General features: G+C 60.9%; 22 protein-coding genes. 16 read left to right on the forward strand and 6 right to left on the reverse strand.

The window, feature by feature from the left end; all coding sequences use genetic code 11:
- The 15 genes from VF285_RS12410 to mobF all read left to right on the forward strand — a co-directional run.
- A partial coding sequence (locus VF285_RS12410) for a type IV secretion system protein (protein WP_346952947.1) occupies positions 1–549 on the forward strand: 549 nt, incomplete at its 5' end.
- A gap of 102 nt (positions 550–651) precedes the next feature.
- Positions 652–789 carry a conjugal transfer protein gene (locus VF285_RS12415; RefSeq protein ID WP_346952948.1) on the forward strand — a complete coding sequence of 46 codons (138 nt, stop codon included), beginning with the start codon at positions 652–654 and terminating at the stop codon, positions 787–789.
- Between the two features lie 3 nt (positions 790–792).
- A complete protein-coding gene (locus VF285_RS12420; RefSeq protein WP_346952949.1) occupies positions 793–1,479 on the forward strand; it encodes a type IV secretion system protein in 687 nt (228 codons plus the stop codon).
- A gap of 26 nt (positions 1,480–1,505) precedes the next feature.
- Complete coding sequence (locus VF285_RS12425) at positions 1,506–2,423, forward strand: TrbG/VirB9 family P-type conjugative transfer protein (protein WP_346952950.1); 918 nt, start codon at positions 1,506–1,508, stop codon at positions 2,421–2,423.
- Positions 2,420–3,550, forward strand: coding sequence for a type IV secretion system protein VirB10 (gene virB10 / locus VF285_RS12430; RefSeq protein WP_346952951.1), 1,131 nt, complete (start codon positions 2,420–2,422; stop codon positions 3,548–3,550). The genes VF285_RS12425 and virB10 overlap by 4 nt, the downstream gene beginning before the upstream one ends.
- A complete protein-coding gene (gene virB11 / locus VF285_RS12435) occupies positions 3,528–4,547 on the forward strand; it encodes a P-type DNA transfer ATPase VirB11 (protein WP_346952952.1) in 1,020 nt (339 codons plus the stop codon). The genes virB10 and virB11 overlap by 23 nt, the downstream gene beginning before the upstream one ends.
- Positions 4,548–4,679: 132 nt before the next feature.
- Positions 4,680–5,600 (forward strand): TrfA, encoded by a 921-nt coding sequence (locus VF285_RS12440; protein WP_346952953.1) that lies wholly within the window; start codon positions 4,680–4,682, stop codon positions 5,598–5,600.
- A 445-nt stretch (positions 5,601–6,045) separates the two neighbouring features.
- The gene (locus VF285_RS12445; RefSeq protein WP_346952954.1) at positions 6,046–6,516 is read left to right on the forward strand and encodes a hypothetical protein; all 471 of its coding nucleotides are present in this window, start codon (positions 6,046–6,048) and stop codon (positions 6,514–6,516) included.
- Between the two features lie 17 nt (positions 6,517–6,533).
- Positions 6,534–7,013 carry a hypothetical protein gene (locus tag VF285_RS12450; protein ID WP_346952955.1) on the forward strand — a complete coding sequence of 160 codons (480 nt, stop codon included), beginning with the start codon at positions 6,534–6,536 and terminating at the stop codon, positions 7,011–7,013.
- Between the two features lie 4 nt (positions 7,014–7,017).
- Entirely contained in the window at positions 7,018–7,725 is a 708-nt protein-coding gene (gene stbB / locus VF285_RS12455; protein WP_346952956.1) for a StbB family protein, read from the forward strand.
- Positions 7,726–7,735: 10 nt separating this feature from the next.
- Complete coding sequence (locus VF285_RS12460) at positions 7,736–8,188, forward strand: hypothetical protein (protein ID WP_346952957.1); 453 nt, start codon at positions 7,736–7,738, stop codon at positions 8,186–8,188.
- A gap of 16 nt (positions 8,189–8,204) precedes the next feature.
- Positions 8,205–9,803 carry a type IV secretion system DNA-binding domain-containing protein gene (locus tag VF285_RS12465; RefSeq protein ID WP_346952958.1) on the forward strand — a complete coding sequence of 533 codons (1,599 nt, stop codon included), beginning with the start codon at positions 8,205–8,207 and terminating at the stop codon, positions 9,801–9,803.
- Between the two features lie 246 nt (positions 9,804–10,049).
- Positions 10,050–13,601: a DEAD/DEAH box helicase gene (locus tag VF285_RS12470; RefSeq protein ID WP_346952959.1), complete on the forward strand. Its 3,552-nt coding sequence runs from the start codon at positions 10,050–10,052 to the stop codon at positions 13,599–13,601.
- Positions 13,598–15,367: a phospholipase D-like domain-containing protein gene (locus VF285_RS12475; protein WP_346952960.1), complete on the forward strand. Its 1,770-nt coding sequence runs from the start codon at positions 13,598–13,600 to the stop codon at positions 15,365–15,367. The genes VF285_RS12470 and VF285_RS12475 overlap by 4 nt, the downstream gene beginning before the upstream one ends.
- Before the next feature lie 247 nt (positions 15,368–15,614).
- Positions 15,615–18,515 (forward strand): MobF family relaxase, encoded by a 2,901-nt coding sequence (mobF, locus tag VF285_RS12480; RefSeq protein WP_346952961.1) that lies wholly within the window; start codon positions 15,615–15,617, stop codon positions 18,513–18,515.
- Between the two features lie 734 nt (positions 18,516–19,249).
- On the opposite strand, the gene VF285_RS12485 is transcribed toward mobF, so the two are convergent.
- The 6 genes from VF285_RS12485 to VF285_RS12510 all read right to left on the reverse strand — a co-directional run bounded on the left by VF285_RS12485 (position 19,250) and on the right by VF285_RS12510 (position 23,350).
- Positions 19,250–19,558: a hypothetical protein gene (locus VF285_RS12485; protein ID WP_346952962.1), complete on the reverse strand. Its 309-nt coding sequence runs from the start codon at positions 19,556–19,558 to the stop codon at positions 19,250–19,252.
- Positions 19,559–20,046: 488 nt separating this feature from the next.
- A complete protein-coding gene (locus VF285_RS12490) occupies positions 20,047–20,850 on the reverse strand; it encodes a DUF3560 domain-containing protein (protein WP_346952963.1) in 804 nt (267 codons plus the stop codon).
- A 601-nt stretch (positions 20,851–21,451) separates the two neighbouring features.
- A complete protein-coding gene (locus VF285_RS12495; protein ID WP_346952964.1) occupies positions 21,452–21,982 on the reverse strand; it encodes a JAB domain-containing protein in 531 nt (176 codons plus the stop codon).
- A gap of 497 nt (positions 21,983–22,479) precedes the next feature.
- Positions 22,480–22,704, reverse strand: a complete 225-nt coding sequence (locus VF285_RS12500; protein ID WP_346952965.1) for a GDCCVxC domain-containing (seleno)protein — start codon at positions 22,702–22,704, stop codon at positions 22,480–22,482.
- 7 nt (positions 22,705–22,711) lie between these two features.
- On the reverse strand, positions 22,712–22,990 hold the full coding sequence (gene merP, locus VF285_RS12505) for a mercury resistance system periplasmic binding protein MerP (RefSeq protein WP_346952966.1): 279 nt from the start codon (positions 22,988–22,990) through the stop codon (positions 22,712–22,714).
- A 12-nt stretch (positions 22,991–23,002) separates the two neighbouring features.
- Entirely contained in the window at positions 23,003–23,350 is a 348-nt protein-coding gene (locus tag VF285_RS12510; RefSeq protein ID WP_346952967.1) for a mercuric transporter MerT family protein, read from the reverse strand.
- A 79-nt stretch (positions 23,351–23,429) separates the two neighbouring features.
- On the opposite strand from VF285_RS12510, the gene merR reads away from it, so the two are divergent.
- Complete coding sequence (merR, locus tag VF285_RS12515) at positions 23,430–23,918, forward strand: Hg(II)-responsive transcriptional regulator (protein WP_346952968.1); 489 nt, start codon at positions 23,430–23,432, stop codon at positions 23,916–23,918.
- The last annotated feature ends 21 nt before the right edge of the window (positions 23,919–23,939 follow it).

A 23,939-nucleotide genomic window follows, 5' to 3' on the forward strand; every position in this document is an offset into this window, starting at 1 on the left:
TCCAACGCCATGATGGGCGCCAGCAAACAGCCCTGGTACAACTTCATGCCCTCAACCCGTGAAGTGCTCGTGAGTATCCTGGCCACGCTGGTGAGCTTCAGTTCCGCCATGGTGGGCAGCATCATCATGGTCATCATCGTCGTCTGCAAGGTAGGCATGGCACTCGTCGTGGCCGCTGGGCCCATCTTCATTGCGGCCACACTGTTTGAACCCACCAAACCACTGTTCAACAGCTGGGTGTCTCAGGCCTTGAACTTCGTGTTCCTGGCGCTCCTGGCCGGACTCATTTTCGGACTGCTGCTGCAGATGAATATCCAGCTGATCCGCATGATCGTCGATCAGATCAATGGCGGCGCCAAGGACATCCTGGGCCTGTACGGTGCCCAACTCTTGGTCGGCATCGCCAGCCTGGTTGTCATGATCATGCTGCCCGGCCTGGCTGCAGGGCTGTCCAACGGCTTCGGTGCCCGTCTGGGCATCGGCGCAGCCGCCCACGGAGCCTTCTCGGTGCTGCGCCTGCGCAGCATGTTGCGCCCCCGCGCCAAGTAATCCCTCTGCCGAATTCCTGATCGCATCAGATCGGGGCCCCGGCCCCCTCCCCCCATCCCTGATCCACCTGCCACACCCCGGCAGGCCAGGAGCCCTGTACCCATGAAATCCCTCATCGCCGCCCTGGCATTCACAGGGCTGCTGGCTGGTTGCGCCTTTCACGCGCCCCCGCCCCCGCAGCCCGCCGATTCTCCCCGCGTGCCGGTAAACGCCACGCGACCCACGCCTGAAGGACTCTGACCCATGGCCGATACCCTCAAATCCGAAGACATCGCGGCCTACCTGGAGCGATCCCGAGGCCTGGAGCGCGACCATCTGGGCGAACTCATCACGAGCCGCAGGCGCGCCTGGCAGGTGGCGCTCGCCGCTGGCACCCTGGCCCTGGCTGCCGTCGGTGCCGTGCTGGGCCTCACGCCCCTGAAGCAGCCGCCGGAAATGTATGTGGTGCGCGTGAACGATGCGACGGGCGCCATCGAGCATGTCAGCAGCCTGGGTGAGCCGCTGGAAGACTACGGCGAGCGCATCGCCAAGTATTTCCTGAACACCTATGTGCTCAACTGCGAAGGCTACAGCTGGCAGACCATCCAGGAGCAGTTCGATACCTGCGCACTGCTCTCATCGCCCCCCATCCAGACGGCCTATGGCAAGCGCTTTGAAGGCCTGGAGGCGGTCACCACCCGCCTGGGCACCCAGGGCACAGTGGACGTGCAGGTGCATTCCATCACCCTGGGGGCGAACCAGACCGCCATCGTGCGCTTTTCCAAGACCGAGCGCGACGTGACGACCGGTGACATCACCAAGGTGCGCCATCTGATCGCCACCATGGCCTACAAGTACGTCGATGTGCCGCTCACCGAATCCATCGCCCGGCGCAATCCGCTGGGCTTTCAGGTGATGCGCTACGACCTGGCCGCCGATCTCTCGCGTTGACGCCCATCGCATCAGAAGGAACCCAAATGTCAGACCACTTCCTCAGCCGTCAGGCGCTGGCCCTGATGCTGTGCCTCGCGCTTGCAGGCCCCGCCCTGGCCCTGGAAACCCCCAGGTCCTCACGCCTGGATCATCGCGTGCGCACCGTGAACTACAACGCGGCCGACGTGATCCAGCTGGATGCCGTGATCGGTGTGGCTACCCACATCGTGCTGGCCCCGGGCGAACGCTACGTCTACCACGTCTTCGGTGACAGCCAGGCCTACGCCTTCACCTACAAGGACAATCACCTGTTCTTCAAGCCCACGGCCAAGGACGCAAACACCAACCTGATCGTGGTAACCGACCAGCGAGACTACAGCTTTAGGCTTTCCTACCACGACGACCGCAACGCCCCGGCCCTCTACAAGCTCGTCATCAGGTACCCGGAGGTCGAATCCCAACGGCGCACCGAAGCGGCCCAGAAAGCTGCCATCGAACGGTCCCTGCAAGCGGTGGTCGACCCCATCAGCTGGCTTGCCTACACCCGAAGCGGCGATGCCGACATCGCCCCGGTGCATGCCTGGGACGACGGGCGCCAGACCTGGCTGCAGTTTGCGCCGGGCGCGGGCATCCCGGCGGCCTATCGCGTGACGCCCGACGGCCAGGAAGTCATCACCAACTTCCACATGGCAGACGACCGCACCATGGTGCTGCATCGAACGGCCGCCCTGTGGCACCTGCGCCTGGGCGAGCTGGTCCTTGCCATCCACAACGAGACCTATGGCTCAACGCCGCTACCGGCACATACCGGGACCACGTCGCCCGCCGTGCAACGCCGGGTAAGGGGCACTGGCGCTCGATCCCAGCCCACGAGGCTGCAGCCTGAAACCACCTCACCCACCAGCATGCCCGTGCCCTCCATTCGCATTCGGGAAGCACCCCCTGAAAGGATCACCCCATGAACGATGAACAGCACGACACATCACGCCTTGATGTGGCGAGCCACGCAGACGACCAGCAGCACCCAAACCTGGACCGCGAACCGCTAGATCTGGAGACCACCGGACGCAGCGCCCCGCGCGGCGCCCGCGCCTTTCTGTGGCTCACCATCCTCGTGGCCCTGGCGGTTGCCGCAGGCGTATTGGTCAAGGCCTGGAGCCGGAATGCTGGCGAAAAGGCCGCAAGCAGCCTGGAAGCAGACCGAAGCGGCATCACCAATCGCCTGAAAGCCCCCACCGTCACACGGCCCGCTGCGCCTCCCAGGCATGAACCAGCCACACTGGCTCCAGCCCCCAGTCACAGCACCTATGTATTGCCTCCCGTGCCCGCCGCACCGCCACCCGTGGACGAAGTGGCACAAAGGCGCCTGGCAAGTCCCCTGACTGCTGGAGCGAGCGATAACGGCCCAAGTAGCCAGGCCGCTGGCCCAGGCGGGCCAGTGGCCGACGCTGGCCCCCTCGCAGACAAGCTGCGCCCGCTGGAGCTGGCCCCATCAGTCGCGGGGCAACTGGGGGATCGCAATTTCCTTATCACCCAGGGAACGATGATCGACTGCACGCTGCAAACCAAGCTCGTCAGCACCCAGGCGGGATTTCTGACGTGTCTTGCAACACACGATGTGATGAGTGCCAACGGCAAGGTGAAGTTGATCGACGCCGGGACAAAGTTCACCGGCTATCAGTCGGGCGGCATCATCCAGGGTCAGGCCCGGGCCTTCGTCACCTGGAACCGGCTGGAAACGCCTGCAGGCGTCATCGTGAACCTCGGGTCACCTGGCACCGGCCCCCTGGGTGAAGCGGGTCTGGATGGCCACATCGACAACCACTTCTGGGAGCGCTTTGGCAACGCCATCCTGCTCTCGCTTGTGGGAGACTTTGGCAGTTGGGCGGCCAACCAGGGGCAGTCCGGCAGCAACAACATCCGGTTCGACAACACCCGCGAAGGCGGCCAGGAAGTTGTCGCCAAGATCCTGGAAAAGTCGCTCGACATTCCTCCCACTCTCTACAAGAACCAGGGCACGCGCATCGGCATCATGGTCGCGCGCGACCTGGACTTTGGCCAAGTCTATGACCTTGAACCCATCCCCTGAGCCGCTGCCCTTTGATCGGGCCATCGCGGTGAAAACCCTTTTGCGGCCGCTCGCCCCCCATCTGGCTGATCCTGCCGTTACGGAACTCGCCATCGTGCGAGCGGGCGAACTCTACACTTGCGTGCGCGGAGCCTGGGTGCTGCATGAGTGCGCGGCACTCACCTACCCGCATCTGGAGGCCCTGGCGACAGCCCTGGCGGCCTACAACCACATGGCCCGTGCGCCGATTCTGTCGGTGCTGCTGCCTGGGGGCGAACGTGGCCAGATCGTGCAGCCGCCGGCCTGCATCGACGAGACGATGGCCATCAACATCCGCAAGCACACGCAGGTGGCCTTCACGCTCGATGAACTGCAGGCCCAGGGGGCATTCGATGCCGTCGCGGACATCAAGGTGCAACGCGAAGCGGGCGGCCTGTCTGCCACCGACCAACAGCTCATGGCGCTCAAATCCGCAGGCAATATCCCCGCCTTCCTGCACACCGCTATTCAGGCGCGCAAAAACCTCATCGTCTCCGGGGCCACGGGATCGGGCAAGACGACATTTGCCCGCTCGCTCATCGACCGGGTTCCCGTCAACGAACGCCTCATCACCATAGAGGACGTGCATGAGTTGATCCTGCCACGCCACCGAAACCGTATCCACCTCATGTACGGCGGCACGCGCGGCCGCGTGTCGGCCACTGACAGCCTCGCCGCCTGCATGCGCCTGTCCCCGGACCGGATTTTTCTGGCTGAGCTTCGCGGGCCCGAGACCTGGGATTATCTGGCGGCGCTCAACACTGGCCACCCAGGGTCGGTGACCACCACACACGCGAACAGCGCGGCCGATACGTTCGACCGCCTGGCTGTGCTCATCAAACAGTCGCCCACGGGCGGTAACCTGGACCTCGCCACCATCCAGGCGTTCCTGCGCCAGACCGTGGACATCGTGCTGTATTTCGAGCGGTTCCGGCTGAAGGAACTGTGGTTCGAGCCGCGACGGCACGCACCGCGATAGAACAGAGTTTCGCGCCTACTTCCCATCACCCACGGCCCAGCAGCCTTCCTGCGGGCCATCACCCCCCTGTACCCGTGTGTGGCGCTGCACACGATCCGGCAGGCCATGCGCGGGCCTGTCTGGAGCATCCCCATGCTGACCCACGCAACCCAACTGATCAGAACGCCCTCCGCATCCGCCAGACGCCTGGAAGAAGCCATGCGCTTTGCGCACCGCAAGGCGGCCGAGGCCACAGCCCGGTCCCCCGCTGCTGGCCTGGACATCCGACCCTTTGTTGTCCCAGGGCTGTCAGTGGCCTCGCGCGCCATCCCGAACCACATCGCCCGTTCGGGGATCTTCGCCCCAATCCGACGCGGGGCGAGCATCATGCACAAGGAGACCGTGTTCCTTGCAGCACGCAACATCCAGATCAAGGGCAGCGGCGAACAGCTCTCGGAAGACCACGCCGACATCTGGATGCACGCCATGTACCTGCAAGCCACCTGCCCAGCGGGGCAGCGCCCGGTCGTGAACCGTGCAGATTTCCTGCGCGACATTGGCCGCAATACGAGCGGAGCGAGCTACCAGTGGCTGCACGACGGGATGAAGGATCTCGCACGCTTCACCCTGTGTATTGAGGCCAGGCGCCCAGACGGGTCGGCCAAATACAGCTTTGGCATGCACCCCGCCTGCCGGGTGTTGCCCATGATGGGAGGCTTCGACTACGCCGACGGTATCTATACCCTGGTCATTGACCCGCGCTGGGCACAGATCTTCGGCAACCGGGAATACGCCCTCATCGACTGGGAGGCCCGCCAGAAACTACGCGGCAACCTCGCACGCAGCCTGCAACGGCTCATCGCAACATCCGTCGACGCCCAGCAGCGCTACAGCCTGCAATGGCTAAAGGATCGGGCGCGCCATACCGGGCACCTGAGAAACTTTCGGGCCGCGCTCCTGAAAGCACTGGAAGAGCTGGCTGATCTGAACCTGGTCGCAGACCCCAAAATCGAGATCGAAAAAAGTCGTGAAGTGGCCAGCTGGATCCGCAACGGCGGCCGCACCGCATCGTAATAAGAAGGCGCCCTAGGGCGCCAATCCGACCCTCGGATTGAGGCCTCAAATCGCCTAAAAACCGGCCTGTGGATAACTCATCCAGGCCATCGTAATAAGAAGGCGGTGGCGTCGTAATAACAAGGCGCTTTATCGTAATAAGAAGGCGCTTTCGTCGTAATAAGAAGGCGGGCACGATCACTGAAATCTAGCAACCATGCGGGTTTCGAGTCATCGAAACCACGCTCTACCTTTCTTCTACCTTATCTCTACCAGAAGCTGTCTGTGGATAAGTCTGCCTGCCATCAGGCGTGATCGCCACTCCCCCAGACCCTCTCAACGCGCCATGCTGCACAGCCGCTTTGGCGGCTGCATCGGTCAGCAACGAAACTACATCGGCCCATTCGGGCTGTACCTCACCCCATCTGCCATCACTGCCCTCAAGCCATAGGGCAAAGGAGTTCTCATGTCCCAAAATCCGCACGCAAATCTCGACACCCGGATGCTTGCCATCGCCCAACGCGCCGCCCGCGAAGGGATTGGCGCCCTGAGCCTGGGCGAAGCGCTTACCGCCGCCCTGGTGCTAGATCGCAACGACTGGCTGCAGGAGCGCGGCTACGGCATCGCCGACGCCCTGGACCGCATCGGCCCGGACTGGGCCGCACGCATCCCGGTCGTCGCCCGGCAGTTCCAGACCGATCTGGCACAGGCCCAGTTGCGATTTTCCTTTGAAATCCTGCCACGCAAGAGCGAGGGCGAAGGCTACCTGCTCCGCCTGCTCGACCAGGGCCAGGAAGTCGGCTGCGGGCACTTTCCCGCCCGTGGCCAATCCGTGCGCTTTGCCGACGACCAGTGCGCCTACGACGAAGCCCATGCAGCGGGCCTTGCCTGGCTGGAAGGCAAGCAGGCAGCCGCCCTTCCCGCCCTGCACCACTGAACCCATCAACATTGCCCATGACCGATACCCCACCCGATACCGACCCCATCGCCCGGTACCGTGCCGTGCTGGAAGCCCTGGATCCGCGTCTGCGGATTGCCTCCAAATTGCGCGCGGTATTCCCCCTCATCGAAGCCCAGATCGACTCGGGCGTGCCACACGCCGCTGTGCTGGACGACCTGAAGGCTGCAGGCCTGCCGGTGCAAACCAGCACCTACACCACGACGCTCTACCGCTGGCGCAAGGCAAAGCGGCAGGCAGCCGATGAAACCGACCAACCGCGCGCATCCGTCGCCGAGCCCAGCGGCTCCCCCACTACCAAACCTTCGTCACCCCCGCTGCCAGCCATCCAGGGGCGCCCGAACGGTATCCAGACGCCCGGAGATCTACGCAAGATCCGCGACATGCGCATCGACCTGGACGCCCTGCGCCGCGAAGGCCTGGCGAACCGCGCCAAGACCTCGCAAGACACCAAAACCCAGAACGACAAGGAATGAACCCATGAAAGTCGCAGTCCTGAACTACACCGGATCGGTCGGCAAGACCGTCGTCGCCTCGCACCTGCTGGCCCCCCGCATGAACGGAGCCCAGATCTTTGCTGTGGAGTCCACCAACGAAACCGGCGCGGACCTCGGCCTGGCCGTCGATCAGTTGCGCGGTGAACACTTCGGGAGGCTCTTTCGGGAGCTGCTCACCCGTGACGACGCCATCGTGGACGTGGGGGCCAGCAACATCGAGGATTTTCTGACCCACATGATGCGCTACGAAGGAGCCCACGAGGAAATGAGCTGCTTCGTGCTGCCCGTCATCAACACCGGCAAGGCCCAGCGCGAAACCATCAAGACCGTGGCCGCCCTGGCCGAGCTGGGTGTGAATCCGGAGCGCGTGCGCATCCTGTTCAACAGGGTCGAGTCCAGTGTCGAGGATGAATTCCCCTCGATCCTGGCCTATGCCGCGAAGACCGGCGAAGTGCAGGCGAACCCCAAGGCCGCCGTCTACGAAAACGAAGTCTTCGAGCTGCTGGCCGATCTGCGCACCACGCTCGCCGACGTGCTGGCCGACCAGACAGACTACCGGGCACTCCTGAAAGCCGCCGACCGCAGCGACCATGCGCGGATTTCTCAGCTGAGTAACCGGCACGCCCTGCGCGCCCTGGCCCAGCCGGTGGACCGGCAGATGAATGCGGCCTTTGCTGCGCTCTTTGCATGAACCTCACGTCATGGACACTACGCCACAACCAGCCGCAGGCCTGGCTGCAAGTCCTGCTCGCACGAAGCTGGATCTGCTGTACCACGATGTGCTGGGCGAAGTTGCCAGCCTCGTGGATCGGCTCGAAACGGTCAACGCAAGCCTGGAGACCGTCCAACAGCAGATCCAGGTCGTGGCCGACACCCAGCAGGTCCTGCCCCAACAACTGGCCCGGCATCTGGCCACCACCCTGGAAGCCACCGCCAAGCCGATCCACCAGCAGCATCAACAGACCATCCAGGCCATGCTGGACTCTACCAGCACCCGGCTGGATCACCTGGCCCAGGAGGCGGCCCAGTGGGCCCGCATCACGCACCAGTCGGCCCGGCGCATAGCACTCATCGCCGCCGTCATTGGCGGTGCCGCCGGTGTGCTGGGCGGGCTGCTCGCTGGCCTGGCCCTGGGCCAGTGGCTCATCCCCTGATTGCACGAAGGCCCCCATGTCTACCCTGATCTCCCCCATCACCCGGCGGCGCATTGCTGCCTTTTCCCTAGCGCTTTTTCCCATTGCGGCCTGGATGACCGCCGCCACCTACGGCAGCGGCATCGCCTGGCAAGACTGGAATCGCCAGATGGCCTGGCATTTCGTGAAGCTCACCCCTGGCTACCCCTTGCTTTACGGGGCGCTGGGCGTGGGCCTGATGCTTGCCCTGGCCTTGATCCTCTTTATCGGCCGCACCGCGAAAACCGAGGGCTTCGAAGGCGCGGCCTACAAGCGTTTCGTGCGCGGCACCCGAATGACCACGGCAAAGCACCTGGCAAAGCTCTGCACGGAACCTGGCAAACAGCAGATTGACGTGGCTGGCATCCCCATGCCCACGGCGAACGAAAATCTGCACCTGCTGGTGAGCGGTGCCACGGGGTCGGGCAAGTCGGTACTGCTGCGCAACATGGCGGCGTCCGTCCTGGCGCGCTCCCGCTGCCATCGATCTCATCTGCCGGGCCAGACACCTAAGCGAAATGACCGCATGATTGTCATCGACCCCAATGGCGATCTGCTGAGCAAATTCTGGCAACCCGGCGACGTGATCCTCAACCCCTACGACGCCAGAACCCAGGGCTGGTCCTTCTTCAACGAAGTGCGTGCCGACTACGACTGGAAACGCCTGGCGCATTCCCTGGTGCCCATGAGCCAGGACAAGAACGCCGAGGAATGGAATGATTTCGGGCGGTTGCTGCTGCGCGAAACCGCAAAGAAGCTGCACCGGCTGCAAGGAACGGAAGCCAGCATCATGGATCTGTTCCGCCTCTGCACCATCGAAGACCCGAAGGTCTTGAAACAATTCCTGGATGGCACGCTGGCTGAATCCCTGTTCGTCGGCTCCAGCGAGGCCAGCAAGGCGCTGTCGTCCGCCCGATTCGTGCTCTCCAACAAGCTGTCGGAACACACCAGCATGAAGCCTGGCACCTTCTCCATCCGTGACTGGATGGACAGGCCGGACGGCGGAAACCTGTACATCAACTGGCGCGAAGACATGATGAGTTTCATGCGGCCACTCGTGTCCTCCTGGGCCGATGTCTTCATCACCTCGATTCTGTCCATGCCCGAAGGCACCGGCCGGCGCTGGTGGCTGTTCATCGACGAGCTGGCCAGCCTGGAAGCCCTACCGTCATTGGAGGCTGGCCTGACCAAGGGCCGCAAGAATGGGCTGCGCATCGTCGCAGGCCTGCAGAGCACATCCCAGCTGGAACACCTGTACGGCAGGACGATGGCCACCACCATCCGGGCGAGCTTTCGCAATCTGGTCGTGCTGGGTGGATCCCGCACCGATCCGCAGACTGCCCGCGATATGAGCGAAAGCCTTGGCAAACACGAGGTCGAGCGGCCAAAATACAGCGTTAGCCGCAGCGTCGATCATCGGAATACGTCGGATAACATGGATCGGACGGTGGAGGATGCGGTTACGGCAGCGCAGATTCAAGCGCTGCCGGTGTTGGAAGGGTATGTGGCTCTGGCGGGGGATTTGCCGGTTGCGAGGGTTAAGGTGCCAATTCAGCAATTTGATGGGAACGCAGCGCCATTCCAGGATGGGAAATGACTGCAATCGGCCAGAAGAAGAATTCCCGCTGATTGACCTCGACTCCGGTTTCAGGCTGGTAACGCTCAATGACTGGTATTGGTGATTCCTGCTGTTCGGGCACCGAGCCGTGAATGACTCAGATCAGCCTGGTGCGGCTGGTCAAATAGGTATTGTAGCCAGCCTGCGGTTAAGGGCGATGCACAATCATATGCAGCCGTTCAGCATATGATAAAAATAGACATAAAAAAACGTGGAAGGCCATGTATGCGTCAAAAGCTTAAGCTGAGCGTCTCACCAAGATCAGAATTTCTGACAAAATTTGGTTCGAGCATCAAGCAGGTGAAAGCCGCCGAGAAAAAAAATGGGACTCCTGCCTTACGCCTAGGTATCGATGAAAACGGCACTCAGCTCCTAATCAAGACTTGGCCGCACGTGCCGGGCGCAGGTGATACGGACCTGCGTGAAATTTGGCACCATGAAATTCGTCAACTAAACCGTATCTTGGGAACACGTGGCGTGGGCGACATCATCGCTGAGCTCGAGGAGTCCCATGTTGACGAGCAGGGCTATCACCTGACGATTCGAACGGAACAGCGCCAGCCACTTGAGTCGATCTTAAGAAAAAACGAGCGGCTGCAGCACGCGACTCGCTTCAGTGTCAACGGTAGGCATCTCCTGTGGGCGAACTTTCTCCGTCTCGCCAAAGGTTTGGATTTACTGCATCTGCAAGGTTTGCTGCACCGGAACCTCAATACTTGGTCAGTGCTGACCGCAGACACCAATGAACCCGATTTTCAGCTAACCGGGTTTGAGTGGTCCATGCGCATCGTCGGGCTGAACGCATCCGATAAAAGTTACGCACCAGGCACGCAAGGCAGTCACTACTCGTTTTCACGCGATTGGCACGCCTTGGGTGAGCTAGCAGTCAAACTGTTCGACATCAATCCAGCACGGATAACGAACACCACAATTCCCATCTATGAAGTTGCTGAAAATTTGACGGCGGCAGAGGCACGCCTAATTCGACAGTTGCTCCAAATACTGCCGACACAGCAACTCTATGGAAAGGTGGTCATTGCCGCCATCGAGAAAATCATCATGTCCTTGCAGGCCGCGATACAGCGTGAAGAACTGCTGTACCACCTTGTCGTCCCGGTCGTATCGAACAACACACTCGTGGACGATATCCGGGAAGCATCTGACTACCAGATCGAAGCCGGTGACGAGAACGCCCAGCTTGAATTTATTGAAAATGATCTTACAAATCCGACAGCCTTATTGCTGTCCGACGACCGACTCGCCATTCGTGGTTCCTTGCTCACATACTACCTCCAAGATTTTCGTCGCACACGCGAAAAGATTCCGTCGAATTGGGAGGTCGCTTACTGCGCATCGACCAGCATCACCCGTAACTCCAGCCCGAACCCCGTCAATGCACGTCCGTTGCTCGCGAATGCTCTTCAGCTGACACCGCTGTCAAAGAGCAAAACGATGTTTCGCGGACGTGCACGCGGTACCTCGTGGAGGACACTGAGGGCACAACTCAAACCGACCCGTCAGGCGGATGCAAGAGCATCCAACCTCTACAGGGCTTTGGCATTGACGCAGATGCTGGACTATGCGTTGGCGGCTAGCGATGTGTTTCCAGTCAAATTGGTGGGCAATTCGCGCATCGACAATCACAGTGGGCAGCATCAGATCACGCTGGAGTCGCGACACGACGATGAACTAGACAAACTGTCGCAGGCCTTGGAGTTAAAGGATCCACCAGCGACTCGCTTGCGCGAGATGCTTACGAGCGACAAAACAGCAGATGATCGTAAGACAAACTGGTGGTTAAGTTCAGTGCCAACGATTGGAGACCGGCAAGCTAATCCTAACGAGTGGCAATTTCGGCAGGAAGCCGCCGGGCCGCGCGGCGAACAGCAGTATCTCTTCATAGGCGAGAATCCTCCACCTGCTGGCCCGGAATTTTTCCTGGTCCCGAGCGATTCCACAGGCCGGGATTCTCAACTCGAACGACGCATCAAAAGCCTCGCCGTGCTCGGCGAGCATCGCGAACTCTCACGCATGCTGATCGACCCACGCCGCCGCGTGATCGATAGCAACGAAAGTGTTAATGTAGATGATGGCTTTTCGGAGCTGGACGCTTCCAAGCAAGTCGCACTCAGAAAGATCGTCGGGACCCTCCCACTTTTCATGCTGCAAGGCCCTCCCGGCGTCGGAAAGACGCGCCTAGTACGTGAGCTGGTGCGTCAACGCCTTGAAGTGGATCAGACGACACGCATGTTGCTAACTGCGCAAAGCCATCACGCAGTCGATCACCTGTTGCACGAGGTCGTGGGTGCCTTGAGCCAGGAGGTCAGCGAGGACGCGGTGGTCATTCGCTGCACGACCCCCGACAGGATGGACACGCACAACAGGTTCGATGTCTCCAATCAGACCAAGAATTTGTTGGCCGGATTGCGTACTAGCGCACTCTGCCGTGATGCGTCTGAAGCCCTGCAAAACAAAGTTCATTCATTGTGTGCGACGTTCGAACTGGAGGGCACGGAGGGCACCCAACAGGCAGCACCGAATGCCAAGCGTGCGCTGGAAAGTTTGATGCTGCAGTCGGCCAACCTGCTTTTTGCCACCGCCAACTCTGGCGATATCCAGGGACTAATCGAAGATCGAAGTCAATTCGATTGGACAATCGTGGAGGAGGCCGGCAAAGCTACCGGAATGGAGTTAATTGCCCCAATGCTTCTATCGCCACGTAGGTTGATGATCGGGGATCACCGGCAATTACCCCCATTTGGCGAAGAACGAACGCTTTCTCTGCTTGAACGCCCCACCGCCGTTAAAAAAGCGTTAGAGATGATCGACCCGATAGTTGGCCGTGCCTTGCGCGGCAGCATTGTGGATGAGGTATTCAACGACCTGCGTGTTCAAGATGATCAGTTTGATCAGAATGAATTCGTAAAACTTTGCCAAGATGCGGGAAATCTCTTTTCATTGTTCAGTTCGAGCATCCAGCAGGAATACAGTCGACTGGAAAGGAATCCAAAAAGCAGGCCAATTGCTGCCGCTTTGACACACCAGCATCGCATGCACCCGGCGATCGCAGCAGTGGTTTCGCATGCCTTTTATGAGGATAAGCTTCTCACCGATCCACAGGCAGCGGAGCGATTCACCCAGCAACCGAGTCTGCTTGCATGGGAAGAGAGTGCGAAGTTGCCCGATCAGCCGATAATATGGGTCGACGTGCCCTGGGTGCAAAAAACAAAACTAATGAAGAACGGAGAATCATTTCCCCGATTTACAAACCAACTGGAGTTACAAGCTTGTCGAAGAATTATTGAAGCAGCCCGTACAAGCACTTTTAATATGCCGACGATGGCCGTATTGTCACCCTACAGTCGCCAAGTGCGCGGGCTGGCGGAAAGCCTGGGAGAAGGTACGGCCCACTCTGAACTGTCGAAATTTCGGCTACCGCCTGGCCACAAGGCCTATTGCAATACTGTGGACTCGTTCCAGGGCAGCGAAGCCGACCTCGTGGTGATATCGCTAGTACGAAACAACGGCTATGGTGCCGTGCGCGCTGCGCTGGGGTTTTTAGCGGACGAACGTCGCATGAACGTATTATTGAGTCGCGCGCGTTATCGCATGATAATTGTCGGAAGCCTCGATTTTCTTCGAGGGATCAGTTCCAATCCGCAAGATCGCAAGGAAGACATTGGCTTCATCAATAGGATTCTCGAGTTCTTTGACGACAAAAACCCCAATGAATTTGTTACCGTTGTACCTGTCGATCAACTGGGAGTGACGCCATGAAAACCGTGAAAGTATTTCTTCCGGTCCTCAGAGGGCGGATTTCTTTTATTGTGGATCGAGGTCGCCAGTGGAGCGTGGTAGAGCACCTACTTCTGGACGCGCTCACGCGTCGCGAATGGTCCACAAGTGCGCTGGCAGAACACGGCAATTTGCCGCGGCGAGTCGTCATTGAAGCACTTGTGCGATTGATGCGTGCGGGGTGGGTCGAACTCAGCGTGGAAAAAGGCGACGTCAATTTTCGTGCGACCGAAATTGGCAAGGTGGCCGCTACGCACAATGAATTACCGAAGCTATCGGATCTTCAGAAGCGCCCAACCAACTATATTCTCGACATGGTATGTGGCGAGATTTTTCGCAACAGGGATTTGCTGACGCAATCCAAAGAGGAAATTAAGAAAATACACGATCCCGGGAATTGCGTGTGGGTAGAACCGCGTGATTGGCACACCGAGGTGGACGTCAATGAAGCTCTGCAGGTTCTGCTGGACAATGACGAAACTTTCGTGACCGGACAACCCGGCGGGATCTTTCGACGCTGGATCATGGTGGTAGTCCGCGGAGGTCGAGTCGTATCTGGTTTACCGGAAAATCGCACCCTGGACAAACTTCGTGCGGTCGTGCTGCAAGCAGCAGATGACGCAGAGGACGAAAACGCTGTTCATGTGACACCGACGGACGAACATGAACTCGAGCGCATCCAACTGCCCCAGGCAGCTGTCTGGGACATTGGCTTTAGCCTGAAGGATCTCGTGCTGGGCGGTCCGGCGCATCGCAAGAGCCTGCTGCATATGCTGGAGACTGCTAAGACGCACCTCTATATACATTCAACATTTATTAGCGCTGAACGAGTATTAAATCTCTTGACACCCATTCAGGATGCGATCAACCGTGGAGTGCATATTCATATCTTCTGGGGACAAAACGAGGAATTTGAAGAGCTCTCCACGACACGCACCGCTATCGGCAATCTTCGCAAACACCCTCAGATTCAGGCGCTGGCTGAGCACCTGACGTTTCACCCACATTCAACAGGATCGCATGCCAAATTATTGCTGGCCGATGCCGGAACCAACGGTGAATATATAGCGGTTTTGGGCTCGTGCAATTGGCTCACCAGTGGCTTCGAGTCCTATGAGGCGTCTGTGGTTCTGCGCGACCCTAGGATGGTGGACGAAGTCGTGCGCTGCTTTGGGCGCTTGGTTTGTATGCATGACGGGTTGTGGTCAGAGCTGGCGGGGGACGTCGTCCGGATCTCAGACAGTTTGAAGAATGCTCCTTTGCCCAGGGTGACTGGACAAGGTAGCATCATCTCCGGCGCCCAGCACAACCATCTGGTGCTATGCGCACGCGATGAGGCTCGCCAGTCCATCCTTCTTGCGAGCCACCGGCTTGGTGTGGCGGCAGGTCCCGGTATTCTCGCGCCGTTGCAGAGCGCGGCTGCTGCAATGCCACAGCTTGCAGTCGAAGTCTACTATTGTAGAAAAACTGCCCCCGTTCGCAAGAAAGATGAACGGCACCTCACGGAAGCGGCTTTAAGCTCAGGCGTAAGCTTGACGCCGATCCAGTCACCACGGGTTCATGCCAAGATACTGGTTTGGGACGACAATAATGCAGTGATTACTTCCTTGAACTGGCTCTCCGCCGATCAGACTCAAAGCTCGAGCCTTTCCGAAATCGGAGTTCATCTAAGGGTCGCGGGCATTGGCCGGTATATTTCGGAGCATCTGCGGGCCGAGATTCAATTAGCCGAAACCGCTGGGTCCTAGCCTGCCGTCCACCTACTGGCTAATGCTAAGCGTGAACCGGTCTGGCGACTGCGACCGGCCCTAGCGCCGCAAAACCGACGCCTGTGGGTGAAAGTAGAACGGCAACAATGGGTCGAAAACAGCCATCCACAATTCCTGTGGACAACTCTGTGTAGTCCCGCTTCCCTTCCCTCCCAACAGCCAGCACTAGCGCGCCTTTCGCGCCTGCTGGCTGATTTTTTACCATCCCCCACTTCCCGGAGCACCCATGATCTCGCATAGCCAGATCTATCGGGCCCGCGCGGCCCTTGCGACCCATTACTATGCCGACCAGGCCGACGACTACTACAGCCGCGATGGCAGCGCCGCAACCTGGCAGGGCGATGGTGCCCGGCGTCTGGGTGCCGTCGGCGCCATCGATCCCGCCCGGTTCAAAGCCATGCTTCAGGGCGATTTTGGCTACGGCATTACGGCCAGTCAATCCGTACGCAAGGACGCCAAGGCCCGCGCGGCGCTGGACCTGACCTTCGGCGCTCCCAAAAGCATCACGCTACAGGCACTGATAGGTGGCGACGAGCGCCTGATCCAGGCGAACGATGATGCCGTAACCACGGCCCTGACTTACGTTGAGCAGCACCTGGCCATGGGTCGCAGGAAGGAAAGCGGCAAGTCGCGGGTGGAGCACACGGGCAATCTCATCATCGCCAAGTTTCGCCACGAAACGGCCCGGCCCACCGAGGATGCCGCGCCGGACCCGCATCTGCACATCCACGCGCTGCTCATGAACCTGACGCAGCGAGCTGACGGTCAGTGGGTGGCACTCTCGAACGAACAGATCTTCCAGCTGCTGCGGGTGACAGACTCCATCTACCAGGCAACGCTAGAGCGCAACGTCCGGGCGCTGGGCTACGCCGTGCGCCACGAGAAGAACCATATTGAGCTTGCCCACATCAGCCGGGAGCAGATCGAATTCTTCAGCAAGCGCAGCGCGGGCATCACAGCGGAGCTCGCCGCACGCGGCACCAGCCGCGACCAGGCTCCGCACGCACTGCGCCAGGGCATCACCCTTGCCCACCGGCAGCAGAAGACTCAAGCCTACAGCCGGGCCGGGCTTCAACAGGAATGGCAGGCATCGGCCCAAGCCATCGGCATGCGGTTTGACCAGACGGGCCTGCAGGCGACCATCCAGCCTCAGCAGGACACCAGCAAAGATTCCGATCTGGTCGCCCAGGCATCGCTGGACTGGGCGATCCAGCATTTGGCCGAGCGTGAATCCGTCATGCCGCTGGCCGATCTGCTGCAAAGCGCCGTGCGCCACGCGGGTGGCCATACGGATGTCACCGCCATCCAGTCGGCCATCCACGCACGGGTACAGGCGGGGATTCTCATCCAGGAAGCCGCGCACTATCGCAGCACCCAGGACATGAAGGCCGCGCCCATGACCCGCGACGGTTGGGCGACTGAGGTCGTGCGCCTGCGCGGGGTCTCGCATGACGCCGCCCTGCAACTGGTTGATCAGGCCATCACCCAAGGACGGCTCTTGATGGAAAGCCCGCGCTACGCCACACGCAAGGCCTATGAGGCAGAATCCCGGATCCTGACTGCTGAAGCCAGCGGCCGCAGCACCTGGCAGGCCCCCATCACCAGCACCGTGGCCGAATCCGGGCTGGATGAACGCCTGACCCCAGGCCAGCGCGAAGCCGTGATGCTGATTGCCAGCGACACCGACCAGATCGTCGGCATCCAGGGCCTGGCCGGTACGGGCAAATCCTTTGCCCTGCAAAACGCCCAGGCCATCCTGCAGCAACAGGGCCACAGCCTGGTAGCGCTCGCCCCCTATGGTGGCATGGTACGGAATCTGCGCAAGGACGGCGTGCCCGCCAATACCGTGGCCTCGGTTCTGACTGCCCGTGACAAGCGCCCCTTCACCACCCAGCTGGGCCCGCAGACCGTGGTGGTGATCGACGAAGCCGGAGTCGTGCCCGTGCGCCAGATGGACAGACTGCTGGCGCTCATCCAGCCCACCGGCGCAAAGGTGGTACTGCTGGGCGACACGGCCCAGACCAAGGCCATCGAGGCCGGCCGCGCCTTTGCCATGCTGCAGGAACACGGCATGAAGACCGTGCTCATGGGCGACATCCAGCGCCAGCGCTCTGAACGGCTGCGCCAGGCCGTGCAGTTGGCCGCCCATGGCCATGCCAGCCGCTCCCTGCCCTTGCTGGATCGGGTGCTGACCATTCCAGATCAGTTCGCCGTCGATGAACATGGTCAGAAGGCGCGCGACAGCTCGGCCCGGTATGAGGCCATCGCCCAAGCCTATGTGGGGGTGCCCACCGATCAGCAGGCCGCCACCATCGTCGTGACCGGCACCAATGCCTCGCGCCAGGCGATCAATGCCCGTATCCACGCCCTGCGCGGCCTGGAAGGCAAGGGCCAGCACTGCCAGCTACTGTCCCGCCACGACACGACACGGGCCGAACGCAGTGTCGCCCGGTATTACACCGTGGGCGACATCGTCGTGCCGGAACGCGATTACCAGTGCGGCCTGAAGCGCGGCGAAATGTACCGGGTGACCAGCATCCCCCGTCATGACCGCATCACGGTGCAGGCGGTGGACTCCAGCACGTTGAAGCCTGAACTCATTGAAATCATCCCTCGGACCATGGGCAAGCTCTCGGTCTACCACCTGAACGAATCCGAGCTGTCCATGGGCGACCAGGTACGCATCACGCGCAACGATGCCCAGCATGACCTGGTTAACGGCCAACTGGCGAAGGTCGTCGCCATCGAGGCCGCCACCGTCACCATCGAGACAGGCGATCGCCACATCACCCTGCCTACCGACCGACCACTACATCTGGACTATGCGTACACCACCACGGCACACAGCGCTCAGGGTCTGACCTGCGACCGCGTGCTGTACAACGCGGAAAGTTTCAGCCGCACCACGGCCCAGGATACCTACTACGTCAGCATCTCGCGCGAGCGGCATAAGGTCATGGTGTTCACGGATGATGCCGACAAGCTGCCCGAACGGGTGGACCGACTGGGGTTCAAGGGGCTGGCGCATGACCTGGCCCAGGCGCACGTCGAAAGCCCTGCTCCACACCTGCACCGACCTGATGTGACACTGGAACGGGAGGCAGAATCCTCAATGGAGATCAGCTGACGCCATTCCGCAGCAAAACCGTCTGCCGGACGCCCGCCGGGTGTCCCCAAACTGCATCCGTCTTGTCGCTGATTTGCCCGGCAACTGTCACCATATCGTCTTGTCTCCGTATGCTGCCCGTATCCACAGCGTACCCAGCATGTCCCCAAGGTGAAATTTCCTGTCCTGGTCTGAATGTCTACGCGCCATTCGGCCACAGTCGTGGCCGCCATTCCTCCCGTCGGATCAATGGCTTGCGCCATTCCAGTGCCCTATCTGTCCTACATTACCAGAACCAGCCCGTTCCGGGCAAGCCATTGATCCGCAACGCCTTTCCTCACCCCGCCAGGGGTGCGTCATGTGTGGGACGTTTAAGGCCACAAATGAGCGGCAGTGAATTTGGGGACTGAACGGCCCAGCCTGGCCGGAAACCGGGCAGGCGGCGTCACAGCACAGGGCCCCAGGCGAAGCCTGGGAACGAACCAGGCATCAGCACCCGGTAGGCCACAGGACAGATCCAGGATGGCCAGCATCAGGCCCACCAGCAGCAGCCCGGAAAACGCAACAAGGCCCGGACAATGCCGGGCCAATGTGCAATGCAGGATCTGGACGGGATCACCCGGCCAGGATCACGCAGTTTCTCAAAACGAAATATCCGATATTTCCAGCGCTGCAGAGCCGGCCGTCGGGGTAGTGGCCGCAGTTCGGCCGCTGCACCCCTTCGTCCTACCTACCGCTGCCTTCGCCTCCCTCGCCTAGCCGCCAGGCAGGCCCCCACAGCCCATCGGGCAGCAGTCGGGCTCCAAGCCGTGGCTGCATAGCCCTTGGGACTTCAGCTCCCGGTCCAGCTGGGCCAGGCCGTCTCTATCCAGATACCCGGCATCCTCTGCCATTGAAATGGCCTCGGCCCTGAATTCGTGCGGTACATCGCCCAGTAAAACCTCTATGTCGAAGCTGAAATTACGCTGAAAAACTTCGTAGGCGCAGCCGCAGCGGGCAATATGGCGGTTGCTGGCTGCGGTCACCTTGGCACCCCATGCGGCCCCGAACTCGTCTTTCGTCATGACTATCTCCTGAGAATTTGAAGTGGCTTTCCTGCTAACCGGATTCGAAGATTCTTGAGCCGGCTGGTAAAACCGGTGCCCGGGGATTGACCCTGGCTCCCGGTGTTGCCGCCGTCTTTCGTGAGTTCCGTCGCCGTGCCGTCGAGGACCATGGAGCGCAGGTGCGGCGCGGGAGCGTGAAATAAATGGGGGGACCCGCTTGCGGGGGGAGGCCGTTTATGCCGCGAAAGCCCGCAGAGCGCCTGCGCGTAGTGGTACATGTCGGCGTCTTGGGCGGCGGGACTCACGAAAGACGGAGATCCGGCAGCTGCGAGGCTCTATCCCCGGATACCAGCCGCGCGGCGAGCGCCCCCAGCCGCAGCCAGGCTGCGGCTCAAACTCGGTGGCCAGCTGGCCTCATAGGATTGGCCGACGGCGCCATCTCCTCTGTCGCATGACATGTGGTGACCACAGCCCGGCCAGGCCTACGCGCCTGACCGGGTTCTCTGTCAGGCGTCTGCGGCGTCGAGGTGCGCAATAACCTGCTTGGCGGCCCACGTCGCATTTTCGGTCAGCTGACGCACCCAGGCGCTGCGCATCGGACTCCAGCGAAAGCCGCAACGCTTCAGCACGTCGCGGGTGTCCTTGGCCGGTTTGCCGTCAAACAGGAACATGGCGCGGTTTTCCTGCGGATCTTCGCGATAGGTGTAGCCGTCTCCTGCCTGCTCGGTCTCGGTGCGCTCAGCCACACGCTGCAACTCCTTGATGCGGGCCATGATGCGGTGGATGTTGGCGTTGTTGTTCTGCAGCTGGAACGGGACAAAGCCGATGCGGTTCATATAGTCCGGGGTCACGAGTTCGCGGGCGCGTTCCGCGTAGGTGAGGCCGGAATCCACCAGAGCGGCCACCTGGGCATCGGCCCCAGCCTTGGCATGGCGACGCAAAATGGCGTTGATGGCCTTCATCGTTTCCTGAATGGCCTGCAGGCCGGCCAGCTTCGCCTGCAGTTTCTCGATGGCAGCTGGGTCGTCGCTGGAAATCCCGCCTTTGCCCACGGCGGCGGCCTTGTCGGCATAGTGCTCAGCCTTCTTCTGCAACTCGAAGGACTTTTCAAAGCATTGGCTGATTCGTTCCCGGTACCGGCGGTCGGATCGTTCCGAATGATGCCCCACCAGGATGGGCTGGCCCATGGGGATGGCATCGGCCATGCGGCTGGCCTGGGACGCGACCGCATCAGATTGTGCATGTGCCTGCCCTGCTCGTTCTTCATAGCGGGCCTTGCGCGCTGCCTGCTTGGCTTCGTAGGTGTTCATGGTCTGATTCTCCAAAACAAGGGTTGAACTGCTTTTCAGCTGACCGGATCCGAAGATTCTTGAGCCGGAACGTAAATCCGCTGTGTGGGGTCTACGCTGGTTTCCCGGTCTTGCCGCCGTCTTCCGTGAGTTCCGTCGCCGTGCCGATCTGGACCACGCAGCGCCGAACGGAAAGGGGCAGGCACGCAAGCCGCAGCCCGAAGCCGCAGGTGCAGGGACCGGGTGAGCACCTGGCAAAGCGCACCCCTTGCAGAGAGAAGCGAAAGTGGTACACGTCGGTGGTTTAGGCGGCGGGAGTCACGCAAGACGAAATAGCGGCCCGATCCAGGCGATGACCCTGCACGGCAGCCGCGCGGCGAGCGCCCCTAGCCCCGCACCCTGGGGCTCTGACTGGGCCATGGCCCGTATTCCAGCAGTGACCTTTGCCAGCGGCACCAGACGACAAGGCCGACTGGGGCACCCTGACCCGGTCGGCCTTGTTGCTTCATCCGTATCTGGCAAAACCGACTTCTCCCGGCTCCTGCTTCATGATCAGCCGATCATGCTCACATCCCCGCCTGCAGTCGGGCGGGGCGGATCCCCCGCCCTGCCCTGGTTCCTCCTACACTTGCCCGCGTTCGGCCAGCGATGTGGTCTCTGTTGCACTCACCACGATATGGTCCAGTATCCGGACATCGATCAGAGCCAGCGCCTGTTTCAGTTGCCGTGTCAGATGCACGTCGGCAGCGCTGGGTTCCGCGATCCCTGATGGATGGTTATGTGCCATGAAAAGCGCAGCCGCATTCAGGCGGAGTGCCGTTTTGACGATCTCGCGCGGGTAGATGTTCGCCTGGCTCAGCGTCCCCATGGCCTGTTCGATGTAGCGGATAGGCCGCAGCTGTGCATCCAGGTATAGGAAAGCGGCGCATTCGTGGCCAAGCCCGGCCAGTTTGGACTGAAAAAATGACCTTACCCGCTGGGGGTTACCCAGTGCATTGTCCATGGAAATCAGGCTAACGGCGGCTTCGCGGCCTGCCGCCAGAATCTGGCTATCCGTGGCAGGCTTGTAGCGTCCGCTGGGGCTGCGCACATACAAAGGGTGTGCGTCGTTCATGTTGTCATAGCTCAGCGCGGCGGTGCTGTTCGTGTTCATGAGTGCTTTCTCCTTTCGGGGTTAACCGGCTACCGGGGCCGAAGATTCCGAGCCTTTCGTAGGTTTTGCGGTGTCCGCAGACCTACCTCTGGCCCGGAGTGCCACCGTTGCCGTGAGTTCGTCGCCTTGCCGCGCTGGATTACGAAGGGACGACCGGAAAGGGGCGGGCACGCAAGCCGCAGCCCGAAGGAGAACGAAGAGAAACGAAGAGAAACGAAGGGACCGGGTGAGTACCCGACAACGCGCACCCCTTGCAGAAAGGAGCACAGTGATACAGTCGGCGTTTTGGGCGGCGAGATCAGGGCAATGGCTGCCCGCGCCCGTGGGAATGGACTGCGGATGCCGGCCGCGCGGCGAGCGCTGCTACCGGACGAAGGACGGTCCGACTTAATGCGCTGTGATATGTGTCCCGCCGCTCACCTGGCATCTCCGTAGGAAGGCCAAGCAAGACACGAGCGAGAAAACCGACGACGGCTGACGATGAGAGTAAAGCTGCCTTACGTTTGCGCGCAACTACAACTATTGCGACTCGCCTGTATGGGCGGACAAGGCACATCCCCCCAAGAACAGAACACACAGCAGTCGCCCGGCTTGGGCCGCAGCAACGCCTCGCATTGACTGCACCGGTAGAAGAAGAGGCACGCATCGGTAGGCATAGTTTCCTTCTGACGGTGGCCGCAACGCGGACAGGCAAGGACGGATTCGAGGATCACGTTATTCATGGTGAGATCACTTCTTCTGCACTGTGGACGGGTAGCCCACGTTGGTCGTGGCAGTAGTCAGCGCCGCGAGTTGCGCCTTGTCCGGGTCGTAGGTGACGGTAGCGGTTTTCTTCGCATAGTCGACTTTGACAACACTCACCCCCGGCACCTTTTTCAACGCCGCCTTGACCGTGATCGGGCAGGTCTCGCAGGTCATGCGCTGCACATCAAGTGTTACCGTTTCGGGGGTAGCGGCGAGTGTCGTCGCAGACAGAGCCAAGAGCGCGACCAGCAGCAACTTGCGCATAGGAATCTCCTTTCAGTAGAACAGTGGAGCGAACCACGGAACGGCCAACAGGCCAAGCAGCAACGCGGTGACAAGCCAGAACACTCGCCGCTGCCGCAAGCGCACGTTCGGACTGCAGCAGGAGGCGCCCGGTGAGCAAACCGCCGGCAGCAGATAGAGTCTGCAAAACGCAAGCGCGAGAAACAGCAGCGTGAGGCCAATGAAGACGGGCCGGTACGGCTCCATCGCCGTAAGGTTTCCCACCCAGGCTCCCCCTGCGCCAAGTGCAAGCAGTATGAGCGGGCCCACGCAGCACACCGACGCGCCAACGGCCGCCAAAGTACCTGCCATCAGAGAACCTCTGCCAGTGAATCGTGCCATGCCATTTCCTTGCACCTATCTGCTCAGGTGCTACTCTAAATCCCGTACCGAGGTACGAAGTCAAGCGAGGGAGAAACGGATGGCGGCAGCACTGACAATCGGCAAGCTGGCAAAGGCGGCTGAGGTGAACGTGGAGACGATCCGCTACTACCAGCGGCGTGGCCTGCTGGATGAGCCTCCGAAACCACCCGGTGGCCAGCGACGCTACCCGGCCGAGCAGGTCAAGCGGGTGCGTTTCATCAAGCGCGCACAGGCGCTGGGGTTCACGCTATCGGAGATTGGCACACTGCTTGCGCTGGACGCAGCCCGCGTTTGCCACGACACGCGCGCACTCGCCGCTCACAAGCTCACGTCGATCGAGCAGAAGATGGCGGACCTCGCCGCTATGCGGCGAGTGCTGGACGATCTGGTGCAGCAGTGCGATGCGGGAGGTGGCGGAGCCGAGTGTCCGATTATCGACGCGCTGGCGGAAGAATCACAGCCACTGGAAAGAACGCAGGACTCGCAGGCCCTTGTTGACCTTCCCATTGTGAAAAGGTTTAAAGTGACGAGGTTGGGGTCAAGGTGATTTTCTTGCAATAACCCAGCC

The sequence above is a fragment of the Castellaniella sp. genome, from assembly GCF_036379515.1.
Classification (GTDB): Bacteria; Pseudomonadota; Gammaproteobacteria; order Burkholderiales; family Burkholderiaceae_B; genus Castellaniella.

Excerpts from the sequence above, each read along its gene's own strand:
- VF285_RS12440 (WP_346952953.1), top strand. The coding sequence starts at position 4,680 with ATGCTGACCCACGCAACCCAACTGATCAGAACGCCCTCCGCATCCGCC.
- merP (WP_346952966.1), bottom strand. The coding sequence starts at position 22,990 with ATGCGCAAGTTGCTGCTGGTCGCGCTCTTGGCTCTGTCTGCGACGACA.
- VF285_RS12495 (WP_346952964.1), bottom strand. The coding sequence starts at position 21,982 with ATGAACACGAACAGCACCGCCGCGCTGAGCTATGACAACATGAACGAC.
- virB10 (WP_346952951.1), top strand. The coding sequence starts at position 2,420 with ATGAACGATGAACAGCACGACACATCACGCCTTGATGTGGCGAGCCAC.
- VF285_RS12460 (WP_346952957.1), top strand. The coding sequence starts at position 7,736 with ATGGACACTACGCCACAACCAGCCGCAGGCCTGGCTGCAAGTCCTGCT.
- stbB (WP_346952956.1), top strand. The coding sequence starts at position 7,018 with ATGAAAGTCGCAGTCCTGAACTACACCGGATCGGTCGGCAAGACCGTC.
- VF285_RS12485 (WP_346952962.1), bottom strand. The coding sequence starts at position 19,558 with ATGACGAAAGACGAGTTCGGGGCCGCATGGGGTGCCAAGGTGACCGCA.
- VF285_RS12510 (WP_346952967.1), bottom strand. The coding sequence starts at position 23,350 with ATGGCACGATTCACTGGCAGAGGTTCTCTGATGGCAGGTACTTTGGCG.
- VF285_RS12420 (WP_346952949.1), top strand. The coding sequence starts at position 793 with ATGGCCGATACCCTCAAATCCGAAGACATCGCGGCCTACCTGGAGCGA.
- VF285_RS12490 (WP_346952963.1), bottom strand. The coding sequence starts at position 20,850 with ATGAACACCTACGAAGCCAAGCAGGCAGCGCGCAAGGCCCGCTATGAA.
- VF285_RS12500 (WP_346952965.1), bottom strand. The coding sequence starts at position 22,704 with ATGAATAACGTGATCCTCGAATCCGTCCTTGCCTGTCCGCGTTGCGGC.
- VF285_RS12425 (WP_346952950.1), top strand. The coding sequence starts at position 1,506 with ATGTCAGACCACTTCCTCAGCCGTCAGGCGCTGGCCCTGATGCTGTGC.
- merR (WP_346952968.1), top strand. The coding sequence starts at position 23,430 with ATGGCGGCAGCACTGACAATCGGCAAGCTGGCAAAGGCGGCTGAGGTG.
- mobF (WP_346952961.1), top strand. The coding sequence starts at position 15,615 with ATGATCTCGCATAGCCAGATCTATCGGGCCCGCGCGGCCCTTGCGACC.
- VF285_RS12465 (WP_346952958.1), top strand. The coding sequence starts at position 8,205 with ATGTCTACCCTGATCTCCCCCATCACCCGGCGGCGCATTGCTGCCTTT.
- VF285_RS12445 (WP_346952954.1), top strand. The coding sequence starts at position 6,046 with ATGTCCCAAAATCCGCACGCAAATCTCGACACCCGGATGCTTGCCATC.
- VF285_RS12475 (WP_346952960.1), top strand. The coding sequence starts at position 13,598 with ATGAAAACCGTGAAAGTATTTCTTCCGGTCCTCAGAGGGCGGATTTCT.
- virB11 (WP_346952952.1), top strand. The coding sequence starts at position 3,528 with ATGACCTTGAACCCATCCCCTGAGCCGCTGCCCTTTGATCGGGCCATC.
- VF285_RS12470 (WP_346952959.1), top strand. The coding sequence starts at position 10,050 with ATGCGTCAAAAGCTTAAGCTGAGCGTCTCACCAAGATCAGAATTTCTG.
- VF285_RS12415 (WP_346952948.1), top strand. The coding sequence starts at position 652 with ATGAAATCCCTCATCGCCGCCCTGGCATTCACAGGGCTGCTGGCTGGT.
- VF285_RS12450 (WP_346952955.1), top strand. The coding sequence starts at position 6,534 with ATGACCGATACCCCACCCGATACCGACCCCATCGCCCGGTACCGTGCC.